The organism is Aquimarina sp. 2-A2 (assembly GCF_045505135.1).
Lineage (GTDB): Bacteria > Bacteroidota > Bacteroidia > Flavobacteriales > Flavobacteriaceae > Aquimarina > Aquimarina intermedia.
In genome coordinates, this window is sequence record NZ_JBJKFI010000006.1 from 204,763 (window position 1) to 216,564 (window position 11,802).

At 35.0% G+C, this 11,802-nt stretch carries 10 protein-coding genes; 2 read left to right on the forward strand and 8 right to left on the reverse strand.

Annotated elements, in window-relative coordinates; genetic code table 11:
• Window positions 1-30: 30 nt before the first annotated feature.
• The 8 genes from ACJRPK_RS14550 to ACJRPK_RS14585 form a co-directional block, all read right to left on the reverse strand.
• Window positions 31-708 (reverse strand): Crp/Fnr family transcriptional regulator, encoded by a 678-nt coding sequence (locus ACJRPK_RS14550; protein WP_407141022.1) that lies wholly within the window; start codon window positions 706-708, stop codon window positions 31-33.
• A gap of 365 nt (window positions 709-1,073) precedes the next feature.
• On the reverse strand, window positions 1,074-2,129 hold the full coding sequence (locus ACJRPK_RS14555; RefSeq protein WP_407141023.1) for a M12 family metallo-peptidase: 1,056 nt from the start codon (window positions 2,127-2,129) through the stop codon (window positions 1,074-1,076).
• Window positions 2,130-2,438: 309 nt separating this feature from the next.
• Window positions 2,439-4,709: an aconitate hydratase gene (locus tag ACJRPK_RS14560; RefSeq protein ID WP_407141024.1), complete on the reverse strand. Its 2,271-nt coding sequence runs from the start codon at window positions 4,707-4,709 to the stop codon at window positions 2,439-2,441.
• Window positions 4,710-5,008: 299 nt separating this feature from the next.
• The gene (locus ACJRPK_RS14565) at window positions 5,009-5,440 is read right to left on the reverse strand and encodes a hypothetical protein (RefSeq protein ID WP_407141026.1); all 432 of its coding nucleotides are present in this window, start codon (window positions 5,438-5,440) and stop codon (window positions 5,009-5,011) included.
• A 72-nt stretch (window positions 5,441-5,512) separates the two neighbouring features.
• Complete coding sequence (locus ACJRPK_RS14570; RefSeq protein WP_407141027.1) at window positions 5,513-6,466, reverse strand: AAA family ATPase; 954 nt, start codon at window positions 6,464-6,466, stop codon at window positions 5,513-5,515.
• Window positions 6,467-6,469: 3 nt separating this feature from the next.
• Entirely contained in the window at window positions 6,470-7,945 is a 1,476-nt protein-coding gene (locus tag ACJRPK_RS14575; protein ID WP_407141029.1) for a peptidylprolyl isomerase, read from the reverse strand.
• Window positions 7,908-8,756, reverse strand: coding sequence for a peptidyl-prolyl cis-trans isomerase (locus ACJRPK_RS14580; protein ID WP_407141031.1), 849 nt, complete (start codon window positions 8,754-8,756; stop codon window positions 7,908-7,910). Before ACJRPK_RS14580 ends, ACJRPK_RS14575 begins: the two co-directional genes overlap by 38 nt.
• Complete coding sequence (locus ACJRPK_RS14585; RefSeq protein ID WP_407141033.1) at window positions 8,756-10,696, reverse strand: peptidylprolyl isomerase; 1,941 nt, start codon at window positions 10,694-10,696, stop codon at window positions 8,756-8,758. The genes ACJRPK_RS14580 and ACJRPK_RS14585 overlap by 1 nt, the downstream gene beginning before the upstream one ends.
• A 217-nt stretch (window positions 10,697-10,913) precedes the next feature.
• On the opposite strand from ACJRPK_RS14585, the gene ACJRPK_RS14590 reads away from it, so the two are divergent.
• Window positions 10,914-11,153, forward strand: a complete 240-nt coding sequence (locus ACJRPK_RS14590) for a hypothetical protein (RefSeq protein ID WP_148782932.1) — start codon at window positions 10,914-10,916, stop codon at window positions 11,151-11,153.
• 72 nt (window positions 11,154-11,225) lie between these two features.
• Window positions 11,226-11,735 (forward strand): OmpH family outer membrane protein, encoded by a 510-nt coding sequence (locus ACJRPK_RS14595; protein WP_407141035.1) that lies wholly within the window; start codon window positions 11,226-11,228, stop codon window positions 11,733-11,735.
• Window positions 11,736-11,802 lie beyond the last annotated feature (67 nt).

An 11,802-nucleotide genomic window follows, 5' to 3' on the forward strand; every position in this document is an offset into this window, starting at 1 on the left:
TTAAGAACAACGATGATCTTAGAATGTTAGCTAGCTAACACTATTAGTAATTTTTATCCTGATTTTTGATCTGTAAAAATCTATATATTTAGATTTTTTTAGTTCATTTAAAAGTATGTTCAAGGTGGGTCTTGAAGTTCCTATAAGATTTGCTATATCCTTTTGTGTGTAAGGATGCGAGATGACCATATCACCCGTTTTAGGGCAATAATATCCATAATCCTCTCTGAGGTCATTTAAAAACTCTAGTAATCTCGTTTTGGTATCTTTAAAAAGTAAAAGTTGTAGCCTGCGCTCCATGCGTTGAAAACGCAATCCAATAAATTTATAAATTTTGAGACTGAAAGATTTGTTTGCCCTCATCATCTCATGCATTGTATCTACTCCAATAGGACAAACTGAGGTAGTGTTATCCATTGCCTGTGCGAAGTCTGTCCTCTGCACTTCTCCTAAAATTGCTTTTTCACCAAAAATTTCTCCTTTTGAAAGAATTGCACTGATAATCTCACTACCGTCTTGGGTGTAGGCTCCTATTTTAACCTTTCCATGTGCTATCAAATAAATTTTGGTGGCTGCGTCAGACTCAAAATAAATATAATCATACTTGCGAAACGTTAGAAAGCTGTGGTTCTCTTTATGTTTTTTGAATTGATGAGGGCATAGAAGATTGAATAAATTAGTATTCTCAAAAAACCAGATAGCACCCATAATGATTACGTTTAGACCTTTGTAAATAAATCGGTCGAAAGAGGTCTACAAACCTTACTTTCAAATAATAGAAAACTGGGTGAATTCTTACTATATTTCACAATTTTATGAAATACAAAAGCAATCAGATAACCTATAAAAAAGAAAATAAGTTAGGAGCCTATATTGAAGTCAATCAAATGAATAGCTAAAGATTAACTTTGATAGTTAACTAAACGATCTTAAAAACCGGGAATCTTTCTATGAGCATTTACTTTCCATTTTCAAAAAATTGAAATAGTAGTGTTTTAGAGACTGAACACTTAAGATAAATAACAAAAAGCTCCTGACAACAGGAGCTTTTGTCATTGAAAGTAATGTACTTATTAATTTTGAACTACACGGAAAGAAGAAATAATATCATTCCACCCATATTGTTGAAGACATTCTACATCAAAAGTAGCACTCGCTGCACGACCACTAAAATCCTTATCTGAATAAATGATTATTTTATATCCTTGCGCTACTTTGAAGCTCGAAATATCATCATTACGTGTTCCTCTGGCTAACAGATCATTAATATTATAATTACCTAATCCATAGGTTTGCGCACTACCTCCGTAAGGACAATCTCTATAAACAGTTACTATGTTGTTGCTGCCACCTCCACCACTTCCAGGATAAAGCGTACGAATAGCGACAAGATCAAAATTAGTAAATCCTTGCCAAGGTAGTACAGAAGAATTCATTACTGAGTTAGGATCTGAAAGTGGTGTGCCCTGAATTAGTGAACCACTAGTTTGGTTGGTATGAAGTAAACCAAAATTATGACCCATTTCATGCACCATAGTAAATAGTTTTCTTCCTGATTCCATATTGTTAAACCTAGTATTGATTTCGATCCAGCTACCAACTCTTCTGGAAGAACTTGGCAATAATGCTCTGGCTACCCAATTTTCATTTGAAAAACCTATAAAAATACGAGCATCCGCAGTATTTCTATCGTTTGTAAGAGAAATACGTAATTGAGAATCGTTGATTGCATTATATTGAGCAACTGCTTCATTAATAGCCGTTTTCCATGATTGTGGTACATTTCCTTCTACAAAATAAGTAATGTTACGAGCATTATCTGCACTTATAATATAAGTCCCTCGACGTTGTTTTTGATTACTATTGGCTTCCAAACCATCTCTCTTAATATAGTTGGCTACCTCTTTTCTAAAAATCAAAAGATCCTCATCAATAATGAACATATCGTTTGCTTCATCAAACTTAATTTCATCCCTCTCAAACCCTGAATTAACAAGAAATAAATAATAATCATCCAAATCAGCACTAGGTTCTATCTGATCTGAAAGTTCATCATTAGAGCAAGACATGAAGAAAATAGTAGTGAGAATGGTCAAAGGTATGACAATATTGTCCTTAAGATGTTTCATAAATTGTGTTTTTATAAGTATTTGGTTAATAGTTAAATTGAATTGTTATTTCATAAATTTATGAGAATCAAATTTTTATGAAAAATAATTTAGCCATGTGACAGAAATGCATAGCTGAATGACTTCAAAAATTTGCTAAACAACAAATTGAACCAAATGATTTTGAATTCTGAAAAATGATAATTTCATGAATACTCTTTTCTGTACTCACCCATTGATCTGATGTAAATATCAAAATTTCATAAAAAACAAAACTCCCCAAGAAATATCTTGAGGAGCCCGTCATTTATATTATCAAATCTAGCTTAATTAAGCATTCTGCTTCTTAATAAGGTTTAAAGCCGAACCTTCTTTGAACCACTCAATTTGTGGAGCATTATAGGTGTGATTCAGTTTTATTTCATGTTTTGAACCATCTGCATGAACAATTTCTAACGTCAACTGCTTTTCTGGAGCAAATTGATCCAGATCCAAGAAGTTAAATGTATCATCTTCCTGTATTAAATCGTAATCATCCTCATTAGCAAAGGTAAGACCCAGCATTCCTTGTTTTTTCAAGTTTGTTTCATGAATACGCGCAAATGACTTCACAATAACTGCTCGTACACCCAAATGTCTAGGTTCCATAGCAGCATGTTCTCTAGAAGAACCTTCACCGTAGTTATGATCTCCAACTACAATTGTAGGTATTCCGGCAGCTTTGTACTCACGTTGCGTATCCGGTACTCCTCCATATTCTGAGTTTAATTGATTCTTAACAAAGTTTGTCTTCTTATTATAAGCATTTACTGCACCAATAAGACAGTTGTTAGAAATGTTATCTAGGTGACCTCTGTATCGCAACCATGGACCAGCCATAGAAATATGATCGGTAGTACATTTTCCAAAAGCTTTGATAAGCAATTTGGCTCCTGTTATATTTTTACCATCCCACGGCTCAAAAGGAGTTAATAACTCTAATCGTTCAGAATCAGGAGCTACTTTTATATCCACTCCAGAACCATCTGCCAACGGTGCCAAATATCCCGCATCTTCTACTTCAAAACCTTTTGGAGGTAATTCCCATCCAGTGGGTTCATCAAACATAACCTCTTGTCCATCTTCATTAATCAACGCATCTTTCAACGGATTAAAATCTAAACGTCCTGAAATTGCTATTGCAGCGGTTAATTCTGGAGATGCAACAAAGGCATGTGTATTAGGATTACCATCTGCACGCTTGGCAAAATTCCTATTAAAAGAATGGACTATACTGTTTTTTGGTGCATTTTTAGGGTCACTATATCTAGCCCACTGACCAATACATGGACCACACGCGTTTGTAAAGATTTTTGCATCTAATTTTTCAAAAATTTGAAGCAAACCATCTCTTTCTGCTGTATATCTCACTTGTTCTGACCCCGGATTAATACCCAGCTCAGATTTCATTTTCAACCCTTTGTCAATCGCTTGCTGTGCAATCGAAGATGCTCTTGATAAATCCTCATAAGATGAATTAGTACAAGAACCAATCAAGCCCCATTCAACTTTTAAAGGCCAATCATTCGCTTTTGCTTTTTCGGTCATTGCACTCCCAACAGTCGTTGATAAATCCGGAGTAAACGGCCCGTTTAACAACGGTCCTAATTCAGATAAATTGATTTCTATTACCTGATCAAAATATTGCTCTGGATTGGCGTAAACTTCATCATCTCCCGTAAGGTGTTCTTTTACCGCATTAGCAGCGTCAGCCACGTCAGCACGGTCTGTTGCACGTAAATAACGCTCCATAGATTCATCATAACCAAATGTAGAAGTAGTAGCTCCAATTTCTGCACCCATGTTACAGATAGTTCCTTTACCTGTACACGACATTGCTGTAGCTCCAGGACCAAAATATTCTACAATTGCACCGGTTCCTCCTTTTACAGTAAGGATTTCGGCTACCTTTAAAATAACGTCCTTAGGCGCCGTCCATCCGCTAAGTTTACCTGTTAATTTAACCCCAATAAGTTTAGGAAATTTTAATTCCCAAGGCATTCCTGCCATTACATCTACTGCATCAGCACCACCAACACCGATAGCGACCATTCCTAGTCCTCCGGCATTAACTGTATGAGAATCTGTACCAATCATCATTCCTCCAGGAAACGCATAATTTTCTAAAACTACTTGGTGAATAATTCCTGCACCAGGCTTCCAGAATCCTATACCATATTTATTAGATACCGATTCTAAGAAATCAAATACCTCGCTACTGCTACTCATAGCAGATTTTAAATCTTTCTCTGCTCCAACTTTAGCCTGTATCAAGTGATCACAATGCACTGTTGTAGGTACTGCAACTTTATCTTTACCTGCTTGCATAAACTGAAGCAATGCCATTTGAGCTGTAGCATCTTGACACGCAATACGATCAGGAGCAAAGTCTACATAATCCTTACCTCTGGTAAATACAGATGTTGCATTACCATCCCATAAATGAGAATATAAAATTTTCTCTGCTAACGTTAAGGGTGTACCAGTAAGCTCACGAGCTCCATTCACCCGCTCTGCCACTTGGTCATACACCTTTTTTATCATATCGATATCAAATGCCATATATTACAATTTTTAGTATTGAAAAGTCTTGCGAAAATACGAATTTTAAAGCATTTTATTAAATGATTAGCTACATTCCTTTCTTTTTGCATAATTGAAAAAATATCGCTTATGAATTACTCATATCCACAAAATTGAAATAAAAAATCTGGTAAATTACCAAAAAAAGTCAAAGTTGAGTATTCAATTTTATCAATTATTCACGAAAACGTTATCGTTAAAAACCCTAAAACCGGTCAAAATTGAAAAAAGGAGAAGCATCACACTTCTCCTTTTTCTATAACTCAAAAATTAAGTACTTAAGACTTGTTCTTCTTTCTATTCTTACTACGAAGCTTGTCATAAAGCTCTAATTGCTGTTCATTCAGTGTTTCTTCAAACTCCTCTTTTTCTAGACGCTGTTGCTCTTTATGAGTTTTTATCATGGCCTTTTGATCTTCGGTGTAAAGATTTTTTAATTCTTTTCTTTTACGTTTACGTACACCTCTACCGTCTTTTAAGATAGCTCGTTGTTCATCATTCAAAGTTTTTTCTAGCGCTGATCTGTGTGTCTGTCTTGACTCGCGCAATGCTTCCCACGCTGCTTTCTGGTTCTCATCAAGAGAGGCTACAAATTCTTTCCTGTTTTCGTTGCGCTGCTCACGATGTTGGGCGTGTTGCGCCATAACACCTCCAATTGAAAAAATACTTAGTATACCTATCAATAACCACTGTTTCATTTCTTTCTTCATATCATTAAAGTTTTAAATTTTAATAATTAGACAGTTTGAAATGGAAAAGGTTTATTAATAAAGAGAAATATACTAAAAAAGACTTTTTATTATTGATTCAATAGATACACCTTCTGCCTCTGCTTTGTAGTTTTTAATCATACGATGACGCAATATTCCAAAAGCCACTGCTTTAACATCTTCGTTATCAGGAGAAAATTTACCTCGAACAGCAGCATGGGCCTTTGCTGCTAAGATTAAGTTTTGTGAAGCTCTGGGTCCGGCTCCCCAATCGATATACTGCTTTACCAAATCGGATGCTAATTCACTTTTAGGACGTGAAGCGCCTACAATCCGAACCGCATACTCTACGACATTATCTGCTACCGGAATACGTCTCACTAATTCCTGAAACTCCACAATCTCCTCGGCAGTAAATAAAGCATTGATATGATTATTCGTAGTTCCCGTAGTACTTTTTACAACTTCCACTTCTTCTTCAAAACTTGGATATTGCAGTTCTATGGCAAACATAAATCGATCCAGCTGAGCTTCTGGCAAAGGATATGTTCCTTCTTGCTCTATAGGGTTTTGGGTTGCAAGCACAAAGTATGGTAAAGATAGCTGATAGTGATGTCCTGCTACAGTAACCGCACGCTCTTGCATCGCTTCTAAGAGTGCTGCCTGCGTTTTAGGTGGAGTTCTGTTTATCTCATCTGCAAGGATAATATTAGAAAAGATAGGACCTTTAAGAAACTTGAAATGTCTGGTTTCATCCAGAATTTCACTCCCCAAGATATCACTTGGCATCAAATCGGGAGTAAATTGAATTCTTTTAAAATCCAATCCTAACGCTTTGGCTATGGTATTTACCATTAAAGTTTTTGCCAAACCGGGTACTCCTACCAGTAAGGCATGCCCCCCTGAAAAGACAGCAATCAATATCTGGTCGATAACTGCATCTTGACCAATGATTACTTTGCTTATTTCTTGTTTAAGCGCTTTATGCTTTACAACCAGTTTTTCTACAGCAGCAACATCTGACATATATTATTCGTTCTTTAACCAATTACCACTATACTCACAATTTCTATATTCGCCATTTACTTTGATGTACGTGTCCATGATTTTCTCATCCTGCCACTCACGAATCGCATCAATCTGCTTTTTCTTTAGGGCTAGTTCTTGGATTTTAAGATAATCATTAGCGTAGTCTGCTATATGTTCATCGTATCGATTGAGAACAGTAATCAATTTAAACTTTTTTCTTCCTTGACGATCTTGATCTGGTATTACAAGCGAAATCTCGTTAGTCTTTAATTTTGAAACCTGATCGTATAAAATAGGATCTACTTTAGTTAATTCAAAACGGGTATCGCCTGTCGTTGGATTGATCAACTGACCTCCATCCTCACGGGTTTCTTTCTCATCGCTAAATTGTCGGGCAGCATCTTTAAATTTTATGGTTCCTGCCACCAACTCCTGACGGATCGAGTCCACAAGTTTTTTAGCTGTCTCTACCGTTTCTCTTGTCACATCAGGAATTAATAAGATATGACGAACATCAATCTCTTCACCTCTAATTTTATCTACCTTTAATAAATGCCAGCCAAAATCTGTTTTAAAAGGTTCGCTAACTTCTCCTTCTTGCGCACTAAAGGCAACATCCTTAAACTCTTTGGCAAATGGTGTTTGACGGTTTAATGTATATTTTCCTCCTGTAGACTTAGAACCCGGATCTTGAGAATACAATACCGCTTTGGTTGCAAAACTACTTCCATTCTCCACGATATCTTCTCTAAACTGATTAAGACGATCAATAACTTTTTGTTCTTCCGTTTCCGGAACTTTAGGTTCTATGATGATTTGAGCCAATTCAACTTCTGTTCCAAACAAAGGTCGTTCATCTTCAGGGATCTCATCAAAAAACTCTCTTACCTCCTCTGGCGTTACATCGATATCCGTAATAATTTTTGCTCGCATCTTTTCTGCCAGTTTGTTAGATCTGTTGATTTCGAATAGCTCTTTTCTAAACTCATCAACATCATCTTTCTTGTAAAATTTAAGCACTTTTTCAACAGAACCTAATTCTCTAGTCATATAATCTAACTGTTGATCTACCATGCTGTTTACTTCAGCCTCTGGCGCCAAAATACTATCCTGCACCGCGTGATGTGCGTATAATTTACTTTCAAAAAGGCTTCCTGCCAACTGACATTGACTTACATTTGCTGCAGATACACCCTCACTGATAAGTTGTTGATAGGCTATATTCACATCACTATCCAAAATAACATGTTGACCAATTACAGCTGCCACTCCGTCAATTTTAACACGTTGAAAAGGCTTAATTGAATCGGTCTCTGTTGCTTCTACTACTGCTAAGGAATCAAGCTTAGCTTCATTCGTTACCTCATCCTCAATAATTTCTTGTGCAGTAATTGTCATTCCGCTGAATATGGTGCATAATGCACCGCAAAGCGCTGTTTTAATTATATATTTCAAATTGTTTGTCTTTAATCGCATCTTTAGTAATATCCTTTTCTAAATTTTTTGTCAAATTAAGTTTTCGACGGTTTAAGATTAGCTGTTTTATCGTGGGAACCATATATTCCAATGGTGCTTGCTTACCCGCTTCCAAAACTTCTAAAATTTTAATCATATAAATTCCTGAAGAATCTCTAATCTGCACAAATTTACCATCTTTTATTAGCTTCTCCCTATTATTTTCTTTAAGTATTGGTAATAAATTCAAAACTCTATCCTTTGTTACCCAAACAGAGTCATTGAAAGAATATGTAACATATTCCATTTTATTATCTAAAAGATCTTGCTTATCTTCATCATTATAACGCTCAATTTTTCGCTGCGTTGCAACAATTTCATCATAGTTCGATGGTAAATGTAAGTAACGTAATTGTACTATGTCAGTATTGAGATTAAAATTCTCGATATTTGATGTATAATACTCTTTTACTTCAAAATCTGAAATTTCAAGATCTATAGCTTCATTCACCACTGCATTTTTATAAGCGTTAATGTATAATGAGCTACGATAATCTTCTATCAGTTCTTCAAATGAAGCTTGCTCTTCTTCAGTCAAATTGAGTTTCGCCTGATCAATAAATAGTTGTTTTTTTGCCCATTGATTGATGAAGTTATTGATGATGCTTATACTATCCTCTTTGCTTGCTCCAACAGGAACCAAATTTGCAACATCCTCTTCATATAAATAAGACTCATTGACTCTGGCAACCGCGTTCTGACGTAATTGCTTTTTAAAATTCTCACATGAGATCAAAGCTACCAGTACAGGTATAAAATATAAATAACGCATTAATTCTTCAGTTCTTTTTTAAGATTCTTTACTGTAGTAGTATCAATTGAAATCTGATACCTGTCCTTGAGACTTCGCAACCACATTTGCTCTATAAAATTTTGATAATCTCCTATCACTAGTCCTCTATGCTCTTCTAAGGCCAAAGTTGCAGCCGGCAGTAATTCTTCAATCCATATTAACGTTGAATAATCTTTATTGTCTTGTAGCATATGATCTCCAACCTTTAAAGATTGCTCTTTTCTAAAATTCAATTCACTGTTCGGTACTATCACTTCATCAAATATTACCAGTACCAGATCGCCTGTGTTAACTGTACTTTTAATTTGTTCCAAAGATATTCCTTTTTGAAGTAAAGCTTTAACCTTTTCTAAAGTCTTCTTATTTACTGAAGAGGCTTTTATTATTTTATAACGTTTTTCCTGTTCATACTGATCAATATTTTGAAGATAAAACGCTTTCAATCCAAGAGAATCAGTTTGTGCTCTATTCCAAACATTTAATTCCATTAAATCAAAAAGTAAAAGTCCATTACGATATTCGTTTAAAACATCCGCATAATCTGAGTTTTCTGATTCTAAATTTTCTAAATAATAATCTCTTGCAATTTTACTTTGAAAGGTAAAAAGATGTTTGTCAATAGATGTGGTATCCCGTTTCATCTTTGAAGGAGATGTGTTCATAAAAGTTAAAAAATCTAAATAACTAATACTTTTTGCCCCTATAGAAAATAACTCTTTTTTTTCATCTTCTTTACTAAGCGTTAACTCTGATACAGGAGTATTTGACAGAAGTGTTCTAAAAAATGTCTTGCTCTCTTCACTCAAGAAAAGGTTGTATTTTTCTATTAATTTTGTACTGAAAGAATCTGTAATACTTTTAGATCGATCGTCTCTTCTAATTTGATCTCTTAATTTATCTTCAATCTCCTTAAAAGATTCTAAAGGCTGTTTATCTATTAGTTTTATAATTTGCCAGCCTTTTTTAGTTTTGAACGGTTCTGATATAGCTCCTATAGTATCAAGTGCAAAGGCTGTATTTTCTAATATTTCGGAATTAGTTCCCCCTTTCTTAAAAGGTTTCATCTTACCACTTACTTTTTTTGTCACTTTATCCTCACTATGTGCCGCGACAAGAGATTCAAAAGAGACTCCTTGTTGAAGTTGATCATAAAGAAGGGTAATCTGCCTTTTTGCCTGTATCGCTGTGCGATCCGTATTCTCTCTAATAAGTAAGCTAGCAATAGTCACATATCCAGCAACTTTTTCTTTAGCAATGGGCATTACAATATGAAACCCGAATGGTGTGCGAAAAGGCATAGAGAGTTGTCCTACAGCTGTTTTATATGCCGCTGTTTCAAACGGATACACCATTGAAAACACTGTAAACCATCCTAAATCCCCTTTATTACTCCTGACTGAAGGGTCCTGACTGTTTTTAAGAGCTACGTCCTCAAATGACGCTCCATTTAAAATTGAAGTTCTAAGTTTTACCAGAGTTTGATAGGCTTGTAATGTATCTTTTGGCAGCGCGTGGTCACCAACCGTGCGAATAATATGTTTTGCACGTACGCGATACTTATAGCGATCATAAGCTTCCTGCAACAAAGTCTTAGAAACGGTGGTGTCGCTAACATAGTTCGATTTTAACTGATTCTGATATCCCGATAATTCAGTCAAATACGACTCTTTTTTATCCAGCCCTAAACGCTTAGCTTCTTTAATTTTAAGCTTATAGTGTATAAATAAATCTAAATATTGATCAAATTCAAGTGGATCTGACGTTAGGGTCACATCTTTGTTTTTGAAATATACTTTTTTGAACTCGTCAACAAACACAGGTTCATCATCAATAGTAAGCAAAACAGTGCGCTGATCTTGTCCCGAAAGCACTGTAACAACTAACATTGTCAGTAGTATAAAAAAGATGTTTTTGTTCATAATACACAGAAAATTTCCCGGGGATCGGACAAAAATAACAATATTACCATATTCTACAACTACCTTACTAACGAATCCTTCAATAGAATCGTATCTACCTCATTTTCTTTTGATCTTATTAAACGATTCTCTTTACCCCTATTTTCAACATAATTTTAAAACAGTTTATATATTTCAATAATTTGTAATACTTTGCTTCTTTCGTATAAAAATAGCAATGGAAAAGAAAATAAAACTAATTTGGGATTTTAGAGGACCTTCGGCTGAGTTAACAGCAAAACATCATGAAATCCATTTGAAAGAATATGCTACTATTGAGAAACTCACCTATTTTTTAACCGGACAAATTGATATCTCTGATATGCATAGCATCGCTTTTATGGTGGTAAATAATCAGGATATGAAAAAGGTACGAGATGCCCTGAAACCACATCGTGGTCAACTTTATAGCGAATAATTGAGTTACAACTCTAATCTTTAGCAAAGTACTTCTATATTTGCACTTTATTACTTTAACTTACATACCATAATGAAAAAAATAGCTTTATTAGTTTTGATCTTCTTAACTGGTTTTCAAATCAACGCACAAAGTAAGGTTGGAACCATTGACAGTGAATTTATCTTATCCAAAATGCCTGAACTTACAAAGGTTCAAGAAGACTTAAACGCTTATAACAAAAAACTAGAGGGGGATCTAAAAGTAAAAGTCGACGAGTATCAAGCAAAAATCGAAGCCTATAAAACACAAGCTGAAACTTATAGTGATCCAATGAAGAAAACGAAACAAGAAGAGATCATTACCCTTGAGAATGATATAGCCAAGTTTCGTCAAAATGGTTCTAAATTGTTTCAGATTAAGCAGAATCAATTGCTACAACCCTTATATCAAAAAATAGGTAAAACACTTGAAGATATCGCAAAGGCAGAAGGGTATTCACAAGTACTTACCATCACCAGTAGCGGACTTGCTTACATTGATCCTAAATTTGATTTAACCAAGTCAGTAATGACAAAATTGGGTATAAAAACAGAAGAATAATTACATTACTTCTTTCCAAAATAAAAAAATGCATGATCGGTGAACCGATCATGCATTTTTAGTATCC

Bases quoted from the DNA above. Each gene is read 5' to 3' on its own strand.
- ACJRPK_RS14550 (WP_407141022.1), bottom strand. From the start codon at position 708: ATGGGTGCTATCTGGTTTTTTGAGAATACTAATTTATTCAATCTTCTA.
- ACJRPK_RS14555 (WP_407141023.1), bottom strand. From the start codon at position 2,129: ATGAAACATCTTAAGGACAATATTGTCATACCTTTGACCATTCTCACT.
- ACJRPK_RS14560 (WP_407141024.1), bottom strand. From the start codon at position 4,709: ATGGCATTTGATATCGATATGATAAAAAAGGTGTATGACCAAGTGGCA.
- ACJRPK_RS14565 (WP_407141026.1), bottom strand. From the start codon at position 5,440: ATGAAGAAAGAAATGAAACAGTGGTTATTGATAGGTATACTAAGTATT.
- ACJRPK_RS14570 (WP_407141027.1), bottom strand. From the start codon at position 6,466: ATGTCAGATGTTGCTGCTGTAGAAAAACTGGTTGTAAAGCATAAAGCG.
- ACJRPK_RS14575 (WP_407141029.1), bottom strand. From the start codon at position 7,945: ATGCGATTAAAGACAAACAATTTGAAATATATAATTAAAACAGCGCTT.
- ACJRPK_RS14580 (WP_407141031.1), bottom strand. From the start codon at position 8,756: ATGCGTTATTTATATTTTATACCTGTACTGGTAGCTTTGATCTCATGT.
- ACJRPK_RS14585 (WP_407141033.1), bottom strand. From the start codon at position 10,696: ATGAACAAAAACATCTTTTTTATACTACTGACAATGTTAGTTGTTACA.
- ACJRPK_RS14590 (WP_148782932.1), top strand. From the start codon at position 10,914: ATGGAAAAGAAAATAAAACTAATTTGGGATTTTAGAGGACCTTCGGCT.
- ACJRPK_RS14595 (WP_407141035.1), top strand. From the start codon at position 11,226: ATGAAAAAAATAGCTTTATTAGTTTTGATCTTCTTAACTGGTTTTCAA.